Below are 18,153 nucleotides of genomic sequence, written 5' to 3' on the forward strand. Positions count from 1 at the left end.
CTAGACCGGCATGATATCCGCCGGCATCGGGCCGATTCGATGCCGACCGGGCGCAGGGGATGGGCTTCAGGCTTTCCATGCGCCCCGGTGCGAGGCCGAGGACTCCTCGATCAGCGCCGGGCCGATGCATTCGATGGCATGGGACGAGGCCGCGAACACGTCGCGGCACGACAGCTCGGCGTCGCGCTGGTCCAGCCGCTCGCCGCGAAAGGCGCGCAGCCGCACGGCGTCGATGCCGTACACCACGCGCCCGATGTTGGCCCAGAAGATCGCGCCGGCGCACATCACGCAGGGCTCGCCGGACGAATACAGCGTGGCCTGCGCGAAGGCCTCGCGCGGATGGTGCGGGCTGGCCAGCCGCACGGCCGAGGTCTCGGCATGCGCGGTGCAGTCGCCCGTTTCGCCGTTGGCGTTCCAGGCCTCGGCCAGGATGCGGTCGTCCGCACCCACGATGACGGCGCCGAACGGTCGGTTGCCGCGCGCGCGGGCCTGGTCGGCGAGGGCGATGGCGCGGCGCAGGTACAGGCCGTCGCGCGGGGCGAGGGGGACTTCCTCGGGCAGTTCGCAAGTGGGGGAGGCAGGCATGTTCATCGGGCGGTCTCCGCTTTCAGGCCGGCACCTTGCGGTCGGCCGCAGCGGGCAGGAACGCCGGGTTGAACACGCGCTCGGCCGCCGGCTTGCGGGCCAGGCCGAAGGTGGTGGCAATCTCGTCGATCTGCCGCGCGAGCACCTCGGGGTTCACGCCGCCCAGGCCGATGGCCTGCGTTTCGGCCGTGGCGAGGTATTGCCGCGTGATGGCCCAGCGGGCGCGTTCCATGTCCATGTTCAGGATGGGCTCGCGCGCCTTGATGGCGGCCATCGCCGCATCGGGGTTGGAGAGCGTCTCGCGCAGCGCCCGGTTCGTGGCGCGCAGGAAGGCCCGCGCCACTTCGGGCCGCTCCTGCAGCAGCCGGCCGGCCAGGATGGCGTTGCCGTAGAGGTTGAGCCCGGTCTTGCCGTACTCGAGCACGGCCAGGTCCTGCGGCGGCATGCGGGCGAACAGGGACACGGCTGAGTCGTGGAAGTAGGTGGCCGCGTCCACGTCGCCGCGCACCATCACGTTGTCGCGCGCGCTGAAGTCGGTGGTCACCCACTGGAACAGGTCGGGGCTGGTGTTGAGCTGGCGCGCCACCATGGGCCAGCTGCGGCGCGTGGATTCCACGGCGGCGGCGGCCACGCGCTTGCCCTTGAGCGACTGGAAGTCGGTGGTCACGCCGCGGTCCTTGCGGCCGATGATGACGAAGGGCGCGCGGTTGTAGTACTGGTAGATGGCCTGCACCGGCGCGTCGGCGTTCTGCGCGTGGAACTCGGCGAGCGCGCTGATGTCGCCCAGCCCCAGGTCGTAGGCCCCACTGGCCACGCGCGTGATCGAGGCCACGGAGCCCGAGCCCACGTCGATGCCCACGTCCAGCCCTTCGTCCTTGTAGTAGCCGTTGGCGGCGGCCAGGAAGAACGGCGCGGTCTGGCTGGTCACGCGGAAGTCGAGGGTGAACTTGAGCGCTGTGGTGGCCTTGCCCTGGGCGTGCACGGCGGGCGCGGCCAGGGTGGCGGACAGGAGGGTGGTGGCGGAGGTGGCGAGGAATCGGCGGCGTTGCATGGCGGTGGCTCCAGGTTCGGGGATGACAGCCGGCCACGGCGCATCTGCGCCGTGCATCGGTGCGAACTGAGCAATTTCCGGGCAACGGCGCCGTGGGGAACGGGCCGGGCTGAACGCTTCTACTCGGAGGCGGCGTTGCATGAAGCGTGCCTGCACGACGCCGTTGGAGTCGGCTCAGGGTGTGGGCGTGTGTGGTGCGGCGGAGGCGTGTCGCCGCTGGTGCATTTCCGGCGGGGCGGGCACACGGGTGGTGCGTGGCGGTCCCCGTTGCGGTGAGGCGCGGCGCGGCGGCCCGTGCTGCCGCGGCGCCGCAGCGCTGGTCCACCCGCTGCGCACGGATTGGCCTGCGATTTGCTTGCACGCCCCGCAAGAGTAGAAGCGTTCAGCCCGATGGCCTGCCCCGTGCGGGCCCCATCGGCGGGTCATTGCTCTTGAAGCCGGTGGTGGCCGCCGGCGCGCCGTTGCCGTCCTGGCGAATGCGTGCCGCCGGTCGCCGCCTTTGTCCCCTTCAAGAGCCCCGTGGCGCGTGCCTGCCTGGCCGTGTCCGCCATGGGCCTTGGTTCATCCGACGAGGAAACCCGCCATGCAGCAGAGCACCGCCAATCATCCCGCCATCTCCCCTGCCGATCCCGCAGACGCCACCGCCGATGTGCGCGGCGAACTGGAAAAGGAAGCCCGCATGGGCGGCATGGGCGCGGAAACCAGCGCCCGCGAAATCCGGCGCATCGACCTGTCCGACTTCGAACACCGCAAGGCCGAGATCGCCGAGCAGCTGTGGAGCGCCTCGGTCGAGATCGGCTTCTTCCAGGTCACCGGCCACGGCATTCCGGTGCAGGACATCCGCAACGCGTTCGCGCGCGCCCAGGCGTTCTTCGATCTGCCGCGCGAGACCAAGGCGCAGTGGCCCCTGGCGCGCAATGCCGGCTGGGAGCACAAGGCGCAGGTGCGCCCGTCCACGCGCACGCCGGACCAGAAGGAGTCCTACCAGGTCACCCGGCCGCGCATGGCTGGCCTGTGGCCCAGCGAGGCCGAGCTGCCGGGATTCCAGGAAGCCACCTTGCGCTTCGAGGCGCAGTGCTGGCACGTGGGCATGCAGCTGCTGTCGTGCTTCGCGGACCGGCTGGGTTTCGATCCGGACTTCTTCACCCGCGCGCACGACCCGTCGAGCGCGGCCTACCAGAGCACCCTGCGCATGCTCCACTACTTCGCCGTGGACCCGGCGCTCAAGGACGAACTGGGCCTGTGGCGCGCGGGCGCGCACACGGATTTCGACTGCCTCACGCTGCTGTTCCAGCGCCCGGGCCAGGGCGGGCTGCAGGTGCTGCCCGGCAAGGAGATGGAGAGCCGCCAGTGGACCAGCGTGGAGCCGGCCGAAGGCGTCATCACCTGCAACATCGGCGACATGCTGACGCGCTGGAGCGACGACCAGTTGCCCAGCAACTTCCACCGCGTGCGCAATCCGCTGCCGCACGAATACCAGGGTGCGCGCTACAGCCTGGCGTTCTTCTGCCAGGCGAACGAGGATGCCGTGGTGGAAGGCCCGGGCCGCAAGTACCCGCCGATCACCGCGGGCGACTACCTGCGCCAGCGCATCACGGCGAATTTCGCGAAGTACTGAGCGCGCCGGCGTGCGCTGAAGGACCGGGCCGCGTGCGCTGCCCGGACGCCGCGGGTGCCAGGCGCTACACCGTGGAGGTCAGCGGCGCCGGTGTGGTTTCTGAAGCGCCGCGTGCCGGCAGGACGATGTGAAACACGCTGCCCTGGGCCGTGTTGCTCGCATGGATGCGCCCACCGAAGGCCTCGACGATCTTGCGGCAGATGGCCAGGCCCAGGCCGGTGCCGCCCGAGCCGTCGCGCGTCTTGCTCGACTGCATGAAGGCCTCGAAGATGCGCTCGAGCTCTTCCTCGGGCACGCCCGGGCCGCTGTCTTCGATCTCGATGTGGATCTGCCCCAGGCCGTCCATGAAGCCGCGCAGCTCGATGGTCGAGCCCCCGGGCGAGAACTTGACCGCGTTCGCCAGCACGTTGCGCACGACCTGCTGGAACCGCAGCGGATCGGCTTTGGCGACCAGCGGCAGATCCGGCAGCTCCAGACGCAGGTACAGCCGGTGCCGGGCGAGCAAGGGGTCGAACTCCCGCGCGACCGAGCGGATGAGCCCGCGCAGGTCGGTGCGCTCCAGGTGGAAGGTACCCACCGTGCTTTCGATCTTGGCCACGTCCAGCAGGTCGTTGACCAGCGTGAGCATGCGCTGCCCTGAGGAGTGGATGTCGGTGAACATGCCGGCCAGCCGCGCATCGGCCGGGCTGCGCAGCGCGCCCAGCTCGGCGAACCCGATGATCGACTGCAGCGGCGTGCGCAGCTCGTGGCTCATGTTGGCCACGAACTCGGACTTGGTGCGCGAGGCCTCCTCGGCTGCGGTGCGCGCCTCCTGGATGGCGCGCTCGGCCATGCGGAAGTCGGTCACGTCCATGAGGATGCTCAGCACGCCGGTGGCGTGGCCCATCTCGTCGGTCAGCGCTGCCTTGAAGACGCGGGCGTCGCGGTGGGTGCCGTCGCCGTGAAGCAGCCGGGTCTCCAGCGTCATCTTGCCGCCCTGCATCAGCAGGCGCTGGTTGGCCTCCACCACGACGTTGGCCTCGTCCGGCGGCAGGAAGGCATGCAGCCGCTCGCCGATCACCAGCGCGCGGCCACGGCCCTTGTATTCCTCCCAGGCGCGGTTCACGAGCACCACGCAGTGGTCCTTGTCGGTCAGGGACATGGGCAGGGGCGTGGTTTCGAGCAGCAGGTTCTGGAAGGCCAGCTGGGCCTGCAGCTTGAGCTGCGCCTCCCAGCGGCCGGTCACGTCCACCGCGCTGCCGGCGAAGCCGGCGATGCGCCCTTCGCTGATGAGCGGTACCACCGCCAGCTCGAACAGCAGGTGCCGGCCATCGGCGCTGCGGATCAGCGCCTGGCAGGTGCGCGCCTGCGCCGTGGATTCGGTGTCGAGCATGGCCACGACCTCGTTGCGGCTGACCGAGTCCACGATGTCCGGCAGCGTCTGCCCCACGGCATGCGAGGGGCTGCGTCCGCTGATCGTGTCCCACCGCGCGTTGGCATAGGTGATGACGCCGTGCGCATCGGTGCGGAAGATCAGCTCCTGCACGCTGCTGATAAGCACCGCCAGATCGTGCTGGCTCTGCGCGATCTTTCGCTGCGCGAGGTTCATCGAGCGCTGCGCGGCCTCTCGCGCGCGCAGGCCGCGCCAGGCGGTCGCGGTCAGTCCGAGGGCGAGCAGCACGGCGGCCAGGCCGATGCCGAGCATGCTCTGGGCCTCCTGCAGCCACCGGTCCTGCGCCATCGCGTAGGGCTCTTCCACGATCGCCACCAGCGGCTTGTCGCGCGAGGCGCGAAAGGCCAGGATGCGGTCGCTGCCCAGCACGCCCTGGCCGATGTAGCTGGCGAAGTCGCGGTGGGGCAGGTAGCTGTGGAAGACGGGCAGGTTGTCGATTCGCCGGCCGACCAGGGCAGCGGCGGGCGCGGAGCTGGCCAGCACCTGGCCGTCGTCGCTGGCGATCACCGCGTCGTAGCTCAGGGATTCCAGCGTGAGGTACTGGAAGTTCGACAGCGCACCGGGATTGACCAGCCCCACGAGCATCAGGTCCCGGCCGCCGTTGGTGCGAAAACCGCGCAGCAGCGGAATGAACGACATGCCTGCCGGGGCCACGTCGGGGGGCGTGGTGCGGCGCAGGCTGCCCAGGCTGCGGCCCGGCACCAGCGGGCCGATGCGCTGGCGTTCTTCCTCCACCCAGGGCCCCAGGCCCGTGACGTCGATGAAGGTGCCGGCCTCGCCGGTGACGGTGCTGGCGACCACCAGGCCCTTGGTGTCCACTACCGCCACGCCGCGCATGAAGGGCAGCCCGGCCAGCACCTGCCGCATCGCGACCTCCATCGCTTGCGTGCTGGTGGGGGCATCGGTCAGTGCCTGCGAATGCGCGAGCACGCCCAGCGCCATGTCGCCGGCATCGAACGTGCGGGCGGCCTGGTCTTCGATGATGCGGGCCAGCAGCTGGGCCTGCACCTGGCTGGCGGTCATCGTCGCACGCATGTCGTTCACGGCGAGCAGGGCCATCGCGGCCGCCGCCAGCAGCGCGGCCGCCACGCCGGCGGCCAGCACGAGGCCGCTGGCAGGCAGCCCGCGAAAGCGCAGCGCCGGTTCCGCCGCGAGGGAGGGTGGGGAGGGAGCGCGGCGTTTCATCGTCATGTCAGGGCTCGATCACCTGGCCGAGGCCGTTCTTTTCCGCGGCGGCCTTGAGCCGGCCGTCGCGCTTGATGCGGGCCACGAAATCCTCCATCTGCCGGAGCCAGGCACCATCGCCGGGCCGCACCGCGTAGGCGTAGGGCACGACCCGGATCGAATGCGCCGGCACGAGGAGCTTGGCCCAGTTGGCGTTGTCCAGCAACTGGCGGCTGTAGAAGTAGTTGGTCATGAACACATCCACGCGGCCGGCGATGAGCTCCTGCTCGCGCGTGGCGGGCGCGTCGACCGGCACCACCCGCGCATGCTGCAACTGCGCCGCCATGATCGGCCCCGTCAGGGTGCCTTGCTGCACGCCGACCCGCACGCCGGGCTGGTCGATGTCGGACCATTGCGTGACCACGGCATTGTTCTTGGTGGTGATGGCGTACACGTCGCTGTGCAGGTAGGGCTGCGTGAAATCCAGCACCTGCTGGCGCTGCGGGGTCACGGCGATGGCGGACATGGCCACGTCACACCGGCGGCTGGTGAGGTCGGCCACCAGGGATGGAAAGGACGAATCCACATACTCCAGGCGCGCACCCAGGTCTTTCGCGAGTTCGGCCGACAGGTCGATGTCGATGCCCTTCAGCTCGCGCGTGCGGGGATGGCGGTAGGTCACGCCGTAGTAGTCGGGCCAGATGCAGACCCGCAAGACCCCGGTCGAGCGCACCCGATCGGACACCGGCCCGGCCTGCACCGCCGGCCATGCGGCCAGGCAGGCCCCGGAAAGCAGCGAGAGGGAAAGGACGATCCGCTTCATGCCATCCATTTCTTCAGGGCCGCGCCCTGCAGGAAAAGGGGCGCGCGATGTCCTCGGGATGCAGGCCCGCCGGGAAGGCGGCCTGGGGTGTCAGCGCATCATAGGGGCCGGTGCCCGTTTGCCCGTGTCGGCCTGTGCCTTTACCTTGACCGATCTCAGGGTTCCGGGCAGGGCGCGTCAGGCCAGGCTCGCCCCATGGCAGCGCGGCGCCGGGTTTTTGCCAGACGCTTGAGCAGGGACGACGAGCGGTGAAGGCCATGGGATCGGATGGTGAGAAAATGATAGAAATAAAAAACAGCGTCGTTGGCTGATTTTAATCAGAAAAATCATTTTTATCATCTTTAAATTTGTTTGTTTTGAACCCAACAGCGGCACAATTCACGCATGGCAACATCTGCTCCTGAGATCTCCGACGTGACCGATCACTGCACCACCCTGGAGGTGGCCAAGCTGCTCGGCATGGCCGTTCGATCCGTTCAACTCATGGTGGATCGCGGGGAGCTTCAAGCCTGGAAGACGCCCGGCGGGCACCGGCGCATTTCCCGCGCATCCGTGCAGCAATGGCTGCAGGGCAACAAGGCCGCCCCAGCGCAGCCGCACAACCGCCGGGCGGACGACGCCCGGACCGGGGCCGGAACCGAGGCCGGCGCGCCGAAAAAGCCCCTGCTGCTGCTCATCGAGGATTCGACGCACTTCCAGAACCTCATCCAGCTCATCGTGCAGCAGCAGTTTCCGGAACTGGGGCTGCAGGTGGCCGACGACGGCATCGCCGGGCTGGCCCTGTACGGGCAACTGCAGCCGGACATCCTCATCGTGGACATCCTGCTGCCCGGCCTGGATGGCGCGACCCTGATCACCACGCTGCGGTCCCATCCCCAGTTCGCGCGCAGCGAGCTGATCGTGGTGACCTCGCTCGACGAATCGCAACGCGCGCCCTATGCCTTCGCCCTGCAGGGCGTGGCCGTCATCCACAAGCCCCGGCTGGTCGCCGAACTGCCTGGGGCGCTGCAGGCCTGCCTGGAAACGCTGCGCCATGGATGAACCCGTCGTCCTCCTGGTGGAAGACGATGCCCTGGTGTCCCGCTTCGTCGGCATGGTGCTCGACGACCTGCCGGTGCGGCTACAGGTCTGCAGCAGCGTGGAGCAGGCGCTGCAGTTCCTGGCGGAGCACCGTGTCCAGTTGGTCATCACCGATCTGATGATGCCCGGGGAGTCCGGCATGGGGCTGATCCAGCGCATGGCCGCCGACCGCTCCCTCGCCGCGGACGCCAAGGTCGTGGTGTTCAGCGCGGGTTTGAACACCAAGGTGCGCGAGCAGCTGGCGTCGATGAACATCTGGCGCACGCTGGCCAAGCCGGCCTCGGTGGGCGATCTGCAGGGTTGCGTGCAGGATGCCCTGCAGTTGTCCGGCCAGAACCCGGAGGCCGCACCGCCGGCCGTCTCCGCGCCGGCGGCTCCCGCCGCCGAGTCGGGTCTGGCGGACCACGAAGCCCTGGCGGTGGCCACGCACTTCGCCAACAACCGCCGTCTGTTCGAGGCCTATCGCGAACGGTGCTTCGTGCAGTTCGCCAAGGATGGCGAAGAGGGCGACCGGGCCGCTGCGGCGGCCGACCTGGCCGCGCTGCGCCGGCTGGCGCACAACCTGCGCACCGTGCTGCTCACGCTGGGCCGCAGCGAAGGGCACCGGGTGGCCAGCCGCCTCGAAGAGGCCGCCATCGCCGAAGACGTCCCGGCCGCCGTGGCCGGCTGGAAAGCGTTGCGGGATTACCTGGCGCCCTGACCTTCAAGGCCCGGCAGGGCACCTCAGGGCATGACCCAGCGGTCCGCCGCCGCGCGGATGTGCGAGCGCATGGCCGACTCCGCCAGCAAGGGGTCGCGGGCCGCGAGGCAGCGGTAGATCTGCTCATGCTCGGCCAGGGCCGCGTGCCAGGTCGGCTGGCCTTCCAGCCGCTCTCGCATGTGGCTGGCCAGCGGCCCGCGGCGCTTGTCGAACAGGCTGCCCACCAGCCGCACCAGCACCGAATTGCCGGTCATCTCGGCGATGCGCACGTGGAACTCGCGGTCGTGTTCCAGCACGTCGCGCCCGGCCGCGATGTCGGCGCGCATGGCGTCGATGCTCGCCTGCACGCGGGCCAGGCCGTCCGGCGTGGCGTGCACGCACGCCAACACGATGACCGCCCCCTCCACCGCGCCGCGCGCCTGCATCAGTTCGGCCGGGCTCTCGCCCATGGAAGGGGGCAGGGCGGAGCGCCGCAGCGCGCGGCTGCACACGTACACGCCCGAACCCATGCGGATCTCCACGCTGCCCTCGATCTCCAGCGCGATCAGCGCCTCGCGCAGCGAGGGGCGTGACACGCCCAGCTGCTGCGCCAGATCGCGCTCGGGCGGCAGGCGGCTGCCTTCCCGGTAATCGCCCTGCTGGATCAGCAGGCGCACCTTGTCCGCGATCTGCTGGTACAGGCGCCGGGATTCGAGGGCTTTGGTCGAGTCGTTCATCAAACGTGTGGATTGAAATTGGCCAGACCATATGGCCTGACCAAAAAGAAGTTGTGCGCAGTGTAGGGGGTGAAATCACCAGATTCCAAGCATTGGATCGCTGAAAACCCTGCGGCTGGGGTTAACCCGGTAAGGCCAATTTGAATTTGGCGCTCAAATTGGCCTTACCAGAAACCCCTGCGATGGGCCGCCGAGCGGTCCGCACGCCGACACTGCCTTGAACTACGCTTTCGACTTCTCCGCGCCGCTGGCCTACTGGCCCGACCTCCTGGCAGGGGCGTGGACCACGCTGTCGCTGTCGCTGGCATCGACCTTCTTCGGCTTCCTGGTGGGCGTGTTCTGCGCCCTGGCCAATACCGGCCGCTCGCGCTGGCTGGCCCGGCTGGCGGGGGTGTACATCGAGGTCATCCGCAACACGCCGCTGCTGGTGCAGGTGTTCATCGTGTACTTCGGGCTGGCCTCGCTGGGCCTGCAGGTGGGTGCATTCACCGCGGCCATCGTGGCGCTGGTGGTGAACGTGGGGGCCTACACCAGCGAGATCGTGCGGGCCGGCATCGAGTCGATTCCCAAAAGCCAGCTGGAGGCGGCCGAATGCATGGGCCTGTCGCGCTGGCAGACGCTGCGCCACGTGGTGCTGCCGCCGGCCATCGAGCGCGTGTACCCGGCGCTGTCCAGCCAGTACGTGCTGCTGATGCTGGCGTCGTCGATCTGCTCGCAGATCTCGGCGGAGGAGCTGACGGCGGTGGCCAACCGCATCCAGTCGGACACCTTCCGCTCGGTGGAGACCTATCTCATCGTGGCCGCGGCGTACCTGGCCATGTCGCTGGTGATGCGCGGCGCGCTGTGGCTGGTGGCCATGGTCGCCTTCCCGCGCCGCCGGCGCCTGGGCACCCCCCTTTGAAAGCCGCAGGCACGCACCATGGGCTTTCTCAACGCATCGCACCTTCATTTCCTGTTCGACGGCCTGCTGTGGACCGTGGGGCTTTCGCTGCTGGCGTTCGCCGGCGGCGGGCTGCTCGGCTTTGCCGTGGCGCTGGGCAGCTCGTACGGGCCGCGCTGGTCGCGCGTGGCCGTGTCTCTCTACATCAAGCTGATCCAGGGCACGCCGCTCTTGGTGCTACTGCCGCTGGCGTATTTCGGCCTGCCCTCGCTCGGGTTCAACGTGGCGCCGCTCACGGCAGCGGCGCTGGCGCTGTCGATCTACGTGTCGGCCTACCTGGGCGAGATCTGGCGTGGCTGCATCGAGTCGGTGCCGCGCACTCAGGCCGAGGCCGTGGAATGCCTGGCCCTGCGCTGGCACCAGCGCGTGTGGCACGTGATCCTGCCGCAGTCCGTGAAGATCGCCACGCCGCCCACCGTGGGCTTCATGGTGCAAATCGTCAAGAACACCTCGCTGGCCTCTGCCATCGGCTTCGTGGAGCTGGCGCGGGCGGGCCAGATCATCAACAACTCCACCTTCGAGCCGTTCGTGATCTTCGTGATCGTGGCGGCCCTGTATTTCGCCCTGTGTTACCCGCTGTCGGTGCTGAGCCGGCGCCTGGAGAGGAGCTTTCATGTCGCCCATCGTTGAGATCGAGAACATCTCCAAGTGCTTCGGCGCCACCCGCGTGCTGGAGGGCGTGTCGTTCACGGTGAACAAGGGCTCGGTGGTCGCCATCATCGGCCAGAGCGGGTCGGGCAAGAGCACGGCGCTGCGCTGCATCGACCGGCTGGAGACGGTGGATGCCGGCCGCATACGCGTGTGCGGCCACGAGGTGACCGCGCCGGGGCTCAACCTGCACCAGCTGCGCCGCGACGTGGGCATCGTGTTCCAGAGCTACAACCTGTTCCCGCACCTCACCGTGCTGGAGAACATCATGCTGGCCCCGCGCCTGGTGCAAAAGGCCGCCAAAGCCGAGGTGCGCGAGCGTGCCCAGGCCGTGCTGGCGCAGGTGGGCCTGTCCGACAAGGCCGACTGCTACCCCTCGCAGCTGTCGGGCGGCCAGCAGCAGCGCGTGGCCATCGCCCGGTCGCTGGCCATGCAGCCGCAGCTGATGCTGTTCGACGAGGTGACCTCGGCGCTGGACCCGCAACTGACCGGCGAGGTGCTGCGCGTGATGGAAAAACTGGCCGAAGGCGGCATGACCATGATCCTCGTCACGCACGAGATGGGCTTTGCGCGCAAGGTGGCCGACGAGGTCATCTTCATGCACCGGGGCCGCGTGTGGGAGCACGGTCCGGCCTCGATCCTCGATGCGCCAGCCACCACCGAGCTGCGCGATTTCGTCGGCAACGGCCTGTAGCGCTGCCACGGTGATTCCCGAGCCCCGCACCAGACGGGGCCGACCCCAACCCTTCCTTTTCACACGGAGACAAAGCCCCATGACAACACCGCGTTCCTTCCTGCTGCGCACCCTGCTGGCCTCGGCCGCCCTGATGGCCTTCGGCGCCGGCAGCGCCCATGCCGATCTGCTCAAGGACATCCGCGAGGCCAAGAAGATCCGCATTGCCCTCGACACCGGATCGCCGCCCTACGGCTTCGTGGACGACGCGATGAAGCCCGTGGGCTCCGACGTGGAGACCGCGCAGCTGCTGGCGCAGGACCTGGGCGTGGCCCTGGAGATGGTGCAGACCACCAGCCCCAACCGCATCCCGTTCCTGCAGACGGGCAAGGCCGACATCGTGGTCGCCTCGCTGTCGGTCACGCCCGAGCGCGAGAAGGTCATCGACTTTTCGGTGCCCTACGCGCAGATCCTCGCCGTGGTCGCCGCCCCCAAGGCCGCGGACATCAAGGGCTTCGAAGACCTGCAGGGCAAGCGCGTGGCCACCACGCGCGGCTCCAACAACGACAAGGTCGTCACGCAAGGCGCCAAGGGCGCGCAGATCGTGCGCTTCGACGACGACGCCACGCTGGTCACCGCCGCGGTGAGCGGGCAGGCGGACATCATCGCCACCTCGCCCGCCATCGTGAACACGGTCCTGGCGAAATCGCCGCAGAAGGACCTGGTGCAGAAGTTCGTCATGCAGAAGGTGCCGCTGGGCGTCGGCCTGCGCAAGAACGAGCCCGAGCTGAAGGCCTGGATCAACGACTGGATCACCAAGAACACCGAGAACGGCAAGCTCGTGGCGATCTACAAGAAGTACCACGGCGGCAACTGAGCCAGCAGCCCATTCCACCGACCCACCCACCCCTCTTTTTCCTGCATTGCGAGCCCCCCATGCTGACCGTCATCTGTGAAACCCCTGGCACCCTGCGCGCCGTGGAGCGCGAACGCCCCGTGCGCGGCGAGGGCGAAGTGCTGCTGCGCGTCAAGCGCGTGGGCGTGTGCGGCACCGACCTGCACATCTACACGGGCAACCAGCCGTTCCTGCAGTACCCGCGGGTGATGGGGCACGAACTGTCGGGCGTGGTGGAAGAGGCCGTGCCCGGCGGGCGCCTGGCGGTGGGCGACGTGGTCTATGTCATGCCCTACCTGTCGTGCGGCACCTGCGTGGCCTGCCGGCAGGGCAAGACCAATTGCTGCGTCAACATCCAGGTGCTGGGCGTGCACCGCGACGGCGCTTTCACCGAGGTGCTTTCGCTGCCCGAGGCCTTCGTGCACCGTGCCGAGGGCGCCACGCTGGATCAGGCCGCGATGATCGAATTCCTCGCCATCGGCGCGCACGCCGTGCGCCGGGGCGACGTGCAGCCCGGCCAGCGCGTGCTGGTGGTGGGGGCCGGTCCGATCGGCATGGCCGCCATGATCTTCGCGAAGTTGCGCGGCGCTGAGGTGACGGCCATCGACGGCCGCCAGGACCGCGTGGCCTTTTGCCAGCGCGAGCTGGGCGTGGCCCATGCCGTGGCGCTGGGCGAGGGCGACGAGGCCCAGTTGTCCGCCGCCACGGGCGGCGAGTTCTACGACCAGGTGTTCGATGCCACGGGCAATGCCAAGGCCATCGAGCGCGGCTTCGGCTTCGTGGCGCACGGCGGCAAGTACGTGCTGATCTCGGTGGTGCGCGACACCATCACCTTCTCCGACCCCGAATTCCACAAGCGCGAGACCACGCTGCTGGGCAGCCGCAACGCCACCACCGAAGACTTCGAGACCGTGCTGGCCGCCATGCGCGCGGGCCAGGTGCCCACGGCGGCGCTCAACACGCACCGCATGGCCCTGGCCGACGTACCGGCCGATTTCGCGCGGCTGCTGGACCCCGCCCAGGGTGTGGTCAAGGCCCTGGTGGAAGTCTGAGGAACGCGCTGCCATGGTCCAACCCATCCTCCAGTTCGGCACCAGCCGGTTTCTGCAGGCGCACGTCGATCTGTTCGTGTCCGAGGCGCTGGCGGGCGCTCCCGGCGCGGGCGATGCGCTGGGCGGCATCACCGTGGTGCAGACCACCGACCGCCCCGACGGCGCGGCCCGCATCGCGGCGCTGGCGCGCGGCGAGGGCTACCCCGTGCGCATCCGGGGTCTCGCCGGCGGCGAGCGCGTGGACCGCACCGTGCAATGCACGGCGGTGCGCGAGGCCTGGCAGGCCGCCACGCACTGGCCCGAGCTGCGCGCCGCCGTGGCCGGACCGGTGCGCGTGATCGTCTCCAACACCGCAGACCGCGGCTACCTGCTCGACGACCGCGACGGCCCCGCCGCGCTGCGCCCGGGCAGCGCGCCGCCGCACAGCTTTCCCGCCAAGCTGCTGGTGCTGCTGCACGGCCGCTGGCAGGCCGCGCCGCAGGCGCCCATCACGCTGCTGCCGTGCGAACTGGTCGAGCGCAATGGCGACGTGCTGCGCGATGTGGTCGTGGGCCTGGCACGCCAATGGGCGCTGCCGGCCGAATGCACCGACTGGCTCACGGCGCACTGCGTGTGGGGCAACTCGCTGGTGGACCGCATCGTGTCCGAGGCCATCGCGCCCGTGGGCGCGGTGGCCGAGCCCTATGCCGTCTGGGTGGTCGAGCGCCACCCGCGCCTCACGCTGCCGTGCACGCACCCGGCCATCGTGCTCACCGACGACCTGGCGTTCTACGAGCGGCTCAAGCTGCTGCTGCTCAACGCCGGCCACACCTACCTGGCCGAGCGATGGCAGCAGGAAGGCCGCGCCGCCGGCGAGACCGTGCGCGAGGCCATGGCCGATGCCGCGCTGCGCACCGGGCTGGAGGCGCTGTGGGCCGAGGAGATCCTGCCCGTGTTCGGCGCCCTGGGCGCACGGGCGCAGGCCGAGGCCTACCTCGTCGATGTGCGCGAGCGCTTCGAAAACCCGTTTCTGGACCACCGCATCGCCGACATCGCGCAGAACCACGCGCAAAAGAAGCAGCGCCGCTTCGGCCCCCTGGTGGCCCTGGCGGCCGAACACGCCCCGCACCTGGCCCAGCCGCGCCTGAAGGCGGCCCTGGCAACCGCCTGATCTTTTTCATTCCTTTTGCGACCACCCTGCCGCGCAGCCCCCGACGATGACCACCGACCTGCAGACCACCCCACCCCTGGCCCTTCAGCTCGGCGCCACCGACAACGTGGCCGTGGCGCGCCAGCCGCTGGAGCCGGGCACGCGCCTGGCCATCGGCGGGCATACCGTGCAGGTCCGCGAGCCCATCGCCTCGGGGCACAAGGTGGCGCTCGTGCCCATCGCACGCGGCGCGGCCGTGCTCAAGTACGGCCAGGGCATCGGCACGGCCACCACCGACATCGCGGCCGGTGACCATGTGCACGTGCACAACGTGGGCATGGCGGCATCGAGCCACGGCCACGGCCACAGCGCGGGCGCGGGCTACCACCCCACGGCCGAATCCGCCGATGCGATGACCTTCGACGGCTTCGTGCGCGCCGACGGCCGCGTGGCCACCCGCAACTATTTGGGCGTGATCGCCAGCGTGAACTGCTCGGCCACCGTGTGCCGCCACATCGCCGATGCCTTCAAGGGCGAGGCGCTGGCCGCCTACCCGCAGGTGGACGGCGTGGTCGCCATCACCCACGGCAGCGGCTGCGGCATGGGTGGCAACGGCGAAGGGCTGGAACTGCTGCAGCGCACCCTGCGCGGCTATGCCAACCACCCCAACTTCGCCGGCGTGCTGGTCATCGGCCTGGGCTGCGAGGTCAACCAGATCGCGCCGCTGGTGGAGACGCTGACGGCGCGCGCGCCCGGCCTGTTCGCCACGCTCACCATCCAGGACGAGGGCGGCACGCGCGAGACCATCGCACACGGCAAGGCCATCCTCGGTGACATGCTCGTCCAGGCCAACGCAGCGCGGCGCGAGCCGGTGCCGCTGCGGCACCTGGCGGTGGGCCTGCAGTGCGGCGGATCGGACGGCTACTCGGGCATCAGCGCCAACCCGGCGCTGGGCGCGGCGGTAGACCTGCTGGTGCGCCACGGCGGCACGGCCATCCTGTCGGAGACGCCCGAGATCTACGGCGCCGAGCACCTGCTCACGCACCGCGCCGCCACGCCCGAGGTCGCGGCCAAGCTGCTGGAGCGCCTGGCCTGGTGGGAGCGCTACGCAGCGCTGCACGGCGGCGACCTGAACAACAACCCCTCGCCCGGCAACAAGGCCGGCGGCATCACCACCATCCTGGAAAAATCCCTGGGCGCGGTCGCCAAGGCCGGCTCCAGCGGGCTGATGGACGTGGTGGGCTACGCCGAGCCCGTGCGCACGCAGGGCCTGGTGTTCATGGACACGCCCGGCTACGACCCCGTGTCCGCCACCGGCCAGGTGGCGGGTGGCGCCAACCTGATCTGCTTCACCACCGGCCGGGGCTCGACCTACGGCTGCAAGCCCACGCCTTCGCTCAAGCTGGCCACCAACACGCCCATGTTCCAGCGCATGGCGCTCGACATGGACTTCGACTGCGGTGGCATCGTGGAGGGGCGCCAGAGCATCGCCGAGGCCGGCGAGGCGCTGTTTCGCCTCATGATCGCCACGGCCTCGGGGCAGCGCAGCAAGAGCGAGGACAACGGCCTGGGCGACAACGAATTCCTGCCCTGGCAGCTCGGCGCCGTGATGTGACGAAGGACCGATGAACTCCTGGATGGACGACGCCCCGATGCAACCCGACTCCCTTGCGCTCGATGTTCTGACCGTGGGCGAGCCCATGGCGCTTTTCATGGCCACCGCCCCGGGCGAGCTGCATGCCGTGGCCGACTACCGCCGCGCGGCGGCCGGTGCCGAGCTGAACGTGGCCACCGGCCTGGCCCGCCTGGGGCTGCGCACCGGCTACATCACGCGGCTGGGCGCGGACTCGTTCGGCCGCTTCCTGCAGGGCGAGATGGAGCGCGAGGGCATCGACCGCCGCCACGTCGCCACCGATGCCGCGCACCCCACGGGCTTCATGCTCAAGACCCGCGCCGAGGACGGCAGCGATCCGCAGATCGAATATTTCCGCAAAGGCTCGGCCGCGAGCCACCTGAGCCTGGCCGATGCGCCGCAAGGCGCGTTCCCGGCCCGTCACCTGCACCTAACCGGCATCACGCCGGCGCTGTCGCCCAGCACGCGCGAGCTGGCCTTCCACCTCGCGCGGCAGGCGCGCGCGGCGGGCGCCACGATTTCGTTCGACCCCAATCTGCGTCCCCGGCTGTGGCCCTCGCCCGAGGCCATGGCCGAATGCATCAACGCCCTGGCGGCGCTGTGCGACACCGTGCTGCCGGGCCTGGGCGAAGGCCGCACCCTCACGGGGCGCGATACCGCCGAGGGTGTGGCCGACTTCTACCTCGCCCAGGGCGCGCGGCAGGTGGTCGTCAAGCTCGGGCCGGAAGGCGCCTTCTACGCGCAGCAGGGCGGTGCGCGGGGCACAGCGCCCGGGTGCCCGGTGACTCGCGTGGTGGACACGGTCGGCGCTGGCGACGGCTTCGCAGTGGGCGTGGTCAGCGGCCTGCTCGAAGGGCTGGACCTGGCCCGCGCTGCGGCGCGCGGCAACGCCATCGGCGCGCGGGTGGTGCAGTTTCCGGGCGACTCGGACGGGCTGCCCACGCGGCAGGAACTGGGCGACGGGGTCTGACGACACCCCTTGCCCAGCAGAGCATCCCGGAGCGAGGAAGGCGAAGAAGGCTACAAGCGGTTGCTATTAAAAGTATAGCTATATGCCATAGTACTTATTGCGGTGGAGACCTTTTCAATGCACGACCTGTATGCGCCTTGCGCCGGACCGGCCTGGCGCCTGTCCATTCATTCCATTGAACGGGCGCCGCCGCCCCTTCACTGCTCCGTATAGTGGTAGGTCAGCCCGCCATCCACCGAATGCGTGCCGCCGGTGATGTAGCCCGCGTCCTCGCTCGCCAGGAATGCCACCAGCCCCGCCACATCCTTCGGCATGCCCAGCCGGCCCATCGGAATCTGCGCCTGCAGCGCCTTGAGCTTGGCTGGGTCGTTCAGCAGCTTTTCGTTGATGGGCGTGGCGATCGCGCCCGGCGCCACGTTGTTGATGCGGATCGACAGCGGCGCCAGTTCGCTGGCCAGGTTGCGTGCCAGCATGCGCAAGGCGCCCTTGCTCGCGCAGTACGAGGCGAAGTGCGGGAACGCGATCTCTTCGTGCACCGAGCTGATGTTCACCACGGCGCCGCCGCGCTGCAGTGCGCGGCGGTGGCGCACGAAGGCCTGGGTGGCGAAGAACAGGCCCTTCACGTTCGTGTCCATCACCAGGTCGTAGTCTTCTTCGGTCACGTCCCAGAAATCGGCATGGCGCTCCACGCCGGCGTTGTTGACCAGGATGTCCAGGCCGCCCAGCGCCTCCACCGCGCGATCGACCAGTTGGGCGGCCGCGCTGGCGGTGCCGATGTCGGCCGGCACGTAGACCGCGCGGCGGCCCAGCGCCTGGATCTGCTCGATGAGTTCACGCGGGCCGCCATCGGGTTTGCGGCCGTTGAGCACGACGTCGGCGCCCTCGCGCGCGAAGCGCAGCGCGATCGCGGCGCCGATGCCCTGGGTGCTGCCGGTGACGAGGGCGGTTTTCTGGGAAAGGCGTGGCATGGAAATGGGTCGGTAGGGAGATGAACGAGAGGCCGGCGGACGGGGCGCCGGGCGATGTGCCATTTCATCCCCATTG

General features: G+C 69.5%; 17 protein-coding genes. 11 read left to right on the top strand and 6 right to left on the bottom strand.

Annotation, left to right across the window (positions count from 1 at the left end; translation table 11 throughout):
• Window positions 1-66 precede the first annotated feature (66 nt).
• Both AVTE2539_RS12655 and AVTE2539_RS12660 read right to left on the bottom strand, forming a co-directional pair.
• A complete protein-coding gene (locus tag AVTE2539_RS12655; RefSeq protein WP_284411065.1) occupies window positions 67-591 on the bottom strand; it encodes a nucleoside deaminase in 525 nt (174 codons plus the stop codon).
• A 16-nt stretch (window positions 592-607) separates the two neighbouring features.
• The gene (locus AVTE2539_RS12660; RefSeq protein ID WP_284411066.1) at window positions 608-1,636 is read right to left on the bottom strand and encodes an ABC transporter substrate-binding protein; all 1,029 of its coding nucleotides are present in this window, start codon (window positions 1,634-1,636) and stop codon (window positions 608-610) included.
• 679 nt (window positions 1,637-2,315) lie between these two features.
• Between AVTE2539_RS12660 and AVTE2539_RS12665 the strand changes: the two genes are divergently transcribed.
• Window positions 2,316-3,254 carry an isopenicillin N synthase family dioxygenase gene (locus AVTE2539_RS12665; protein WP_272569615.1) on the top strand — a complete coding sequence of 313 codons (939 nt, stop codon included), beginning with the start codon at window positions 2,316-2,318 and terminating at the stop codon, window positions 3,252-3,254.
• A gap of 64 nt (window positions 3,255-3,318) precedes the next feature.
• Here AVTE2539_RS12665 and AVTE2539_RS12670 read toward each other — a convergent pair whose 3' ends face one another.
• Window positions 3,319-5,877 carry a sensor histidine kinase gene (locus AVTE2539_RS12670; RefSeq protein ID WP_284411068.1) on the bottom strand — a complete coding sequence of 853 codons (2,559 nt, stop codon included), beginning with the start codon at window positions 5,875-5,877 and terminating at the stop codon, window positions 3,319-3,321.
• A 1-nt stretch (window position 5,878) separates the two neighbouring features.
• Complete coding sequence (locus AVTE2539_RS12675; RefSeq protein ID WP_349817207.1) at window positions 5,879-6,673, bottom strand: ABC transporter substrate-binding protein; 795 nt, start codon at window positions 6,671-6,673, stop codon at window positions 5,879-5,881.
• Between the two features lie 384 nt (window positions 6,674-7,057).
• On the opposite strand from AVTE2539_RS12675, the gene AVTE2539_RS12680 reads away from it, so the two are divergent.
• Together AVTE2539_RS12680 and AVTE2539_RS12685 are read left to right on the top strand one after the other, a co-directional pair.
• On the top strand, window positions 7,058-7,714 hold the full coding sequence (locus AVTE2539_RS12680; protein WP_272567680.1) for a response regulator: 657 nt from the start codon (window positions 7,058-7,060) through the stop codon (window positions 7,712-7,714).
• Window positions 7,707-8,453, top strand: a complete 747-nt coding sequence (locus AVTE2539_RS12685) for a response regulator (protein ID WP_284411072.1) — start codon at window positions 7,707-7,709, stop codon at window positions 8,451-8,453. The genes AVTE2539_RS12680 and AVTE2539_RS12685 overlap by 8 nt, the downstream gene beginning before the upstream one ends.
• 23 nt (window positions 8,454-8,476) lie before the next feature.
• On the opposite strand, the gene AVTE2539_RS12690 is transcribed toward AVTE2539_RS12685, so the two are convergent.
• Entirely contained in the window at window positions 8,477-9,169 is a 693-nt protein-coding gene (locus AVTE2539_RS12690) for a FadR/GntR family transcriptional regulator (protein ID WP_284411074.1), read from the bottom strand.
• A gap of 217 nt (window positions 9,170-9,386) precedes the next feature.
• On the opposite strand from AVTE2539_RS12690, the gene AVTE2539_RS12695 reads away from it, so the two are divergent.
• The 8 genes from AVTE2539_RS12695 to AVTE2539_RS12730 all read left to right on the top strand — a co-directional run bounded on the left by AVTE2539_RS12695 (window position 9,387) and on the right by AVTE2539_RS12730 (window position 17,109).
• Window positions 9,387-10,070 (top strand): amino acid ABC transporter permease, encoded by a 684-nt coding sequence (locus AVTE2539_RS12695; protein ID WP_272551408.1) that lies wholly within the window; start codon window positions 9,387-9,389, stop codon window positions 10,068-10,070.
• A gap of 18 nt (window positions 10,071-10,088) precedes the next feature.
• Window positions 10,089-10,739: an amino acid ABC transporter permease gene (locus tag AVTE2539_RS12700; RefSeq protein WP_284411076.1), complete on the top strand. Its 651-nt coding sequence runs from the start codon at window positions 10,089-10,091 to the stop codon at window positions 10,737-10,739.
• Window positions 10,723-11,451: an amino acid ABC transporter ATP-binding protein gene (locus AVTE2539_RS12705; RefSeq protein ID WP_284396876.1), complete on the top strand. Its 729-nt coding sequence runs from the start codon at window positions 10,723-10,725 to the stop codon at window positions 11,449-11,451. The genes AVTE2539_RS12700 and AVTE2539_RS12705 overlap by 17 nt, the downstream gene beginning before the upstream one ends.
• 79 nt (window positions 11,452-11,530) lie before the next feature.
• Entirely contained in the window at window positions 11,531-12,307 is a 777-nt protein-coding gene (locus AVTE2539_RS12710; protein ID WP_272567691.1) for a transporter substrate-binding domain-containing protein, read from the top strand.
• A gap of 59 nt (window positions 12,308-12,366) precedes the next feature.
• Window positions 12,367-13,377, top strand: coding sequence for a zinc-binding alcohol dehydrogenase family protein (locus tag AVTE2539_RS12715; protein WP_284396881.1), 1,011 nt, complete (start codon window positions 12,367-12,369; stop codon window positions 13,375-13,377).
• A gap of 13 nt (window positions 13,378-13,390) precedes the next feature.
• Complete coding sequence (locus AVTE2539_RS12720) at window positions 13,391-14,527, top strand: mannitol dehydrogenase family protein (RefSeq protein WP_284411079.1); 1,137 nt, start codon at window positions 13,391-13,393, stop codon at window positions 14,525-14,527.
• Between the two features lie 46 nt (window positions 14,528-14,573).
• Window positions 14,574-16,121 carry a UxaA family hydrolase gene (locus AVTE2539_RS12725; RefSeq protein WP_284411081.1) on the top strand — a complete coding sequence of 516 codons (1,548 nt, stop codon included), beginning with the start codon at window positions 14,574-14,576 and terminating at the stop codon, window positions 16,119-16,121.
• A 10-nt stretch (window positions 16,122-16,131) separates the two neighbouring features.
• Entirely contained in the window at window positions 16,132-17,109 is a 978-nt protein-coding gene (locus AVTE2539_RS12730) for a sugar kinase (protein ID WP_284411082.1), read from the top strand.
• A 197-nt stretch (window positions 17,110-17,306) separates the two neighbouring features.
• Here the strand turns inward: AVTE2539_RS12730 and AVTE2539_RS12735 are convergent, their stop codons facing one another.
• A complete protein-coding gene (locus AVTE2539_RS12735) occupies window positions 17,307-18,077 on the bottom strand; it encodes an SDR family NAD(P)-dependent oxidoreductase (protein WP_284411084.1) in 771 nt (256 codons plus the stop codon).
• Window positions 18,078-18,153: the final 76 nt, after the last annotated feature.

It is taken from the genome of Acidovorax sp. SUPP2539 (assembly GCF_030158975.1).
GTDB lineage: Bacteria > Pseudomonadota > Gammaproteobacteria > Burkholderiales > Burkholderiaceae_C > Paracidovorax.

What these genes read in the sequence shown, in the direction of transcription:
- AVTE2539_RS12720 (WP_284411079.1), top strand. Translation starts at nt 13,391, where the DNA reads ATGGTCCAACCCATCCTCCAGTTCGGCACCAGCCGGTTTCTGCAGGCG.
- AVTE2539_RS12730 (WP_284411082.1), top strand. Translation starts at nt 16,132, where the DNA reads ATGAACTCCTGGATGGACGACGCCCCGATGCAACCCGACTCCCTTGCG.
- AVTE2539_RS12725 (WP_284411081.1), top strand. Translation starts at nt 14,574, where the DNA reads ATGACCACCGACCTGCAGACCACCCCACCCCTGGCCCTTCAGCTCGGC.
- AVTE2539_RS12680 (WP_272567680.1), top strand. Translation starts at nt 7,058, where the DNA reads ATGGCAACATCTGCTCCTGAGATCTCCGACGTGACCGATCACTGCACC.
- AVTE2539_RS12710 (WP_272567691.1), top strand. Translation starts at nt 11,531, where the DNA reads ATGACAACACCGCGTTCCTTCCTGCTGCGCACCCTGCTGGCCTCGGCC.
- AVTE2539_RS12705 (WP_284396876.1), top strand. Translation starts at nt 10,723, where the DNA reads ATGTCGCCCATCGTTGAGATCGAGAACATCTCCAAGTGCTTCGGCGCC.
- AVTE2539_RS12715 (WP_284396881.1), top strand. Translation starts at nt 12,367, where the DNA reads ATGCTGACCGTCATCTGTGAAACCCCTGGCACCCTGCGCGCCGTGGAG.
- AVTE2539_RS12735 (WP_284411084.1), bottom strand. Translation starts at nt 18,077, where the DNA reads ATGCCACGCCTTTCCCAGAAAACCGCCCTCGTCACCGGCAGCACCCAG.
- AVTE2539_RS12675 (WP_349817207.1), bottom strand. Translation starts at nt 6,673, where the DNA reads ATGAAGCGGATCGTCCTTTCCCTCTCGCTGCTTTCCGGGGCCTGCCTG.
- AVTE2539_RS12700 (WP_284411076.1), top strand. Translation starts at nt 10,089, where the DNA reads ATGGGCTTTCTCAACGCATCGCACCTTCATTTCCTGTTCGACGGCCTG.
- AVTE2539_RS12685 (WP_284411072.1), top strand. Translation starts at nt 7,707, where the DNA reads ATGGATGAACCCGTCGTCCTCCTGGTGGAAGACGATGCCCTGGTGTCC.
- AVTE2539_RS12655 (WP_284411065.1), bottom strand. Translation starts at nt 591, where the DNA reads ATGAACATGCCTGCCTCCCCCACTTGCGAACTGCCCGAGGAAGTCCCC.
- AVTE2539_RS12665 (WP_272569615.1), top strand. Translation starts at nt 2,316, where the DNA reads ATGGGCGGCATGGGCGCGGAAACCAGCGCCCGCGAAATCCGGCGCATC.
- AVTE2539_RS12670 (WP_284411068.1), bottom strand. Translation starts at nt 5,877, where the DNA reads ATGACGATGAAACGCCGCGCTCCCTCCCCACCCTCCCTCGCGGCGGAA.
- AVTE2539_RS12690 (WP_284411074.1), bottom strand. Translation starts at nt 9,169, where the DNA reads ATGAACGACTCGACCAAAGCCCTCGAATCCCGGCGCCTGTACCAGCAG.
- AVTE2539_RS12660 (WP_284411066.1), bottom strand. Translation starts at nt 1,636, where the DNA reads ATGCAACGCCGCCGATTCCTCGCCACCTCCGCCACCACCCTCCTGTCC.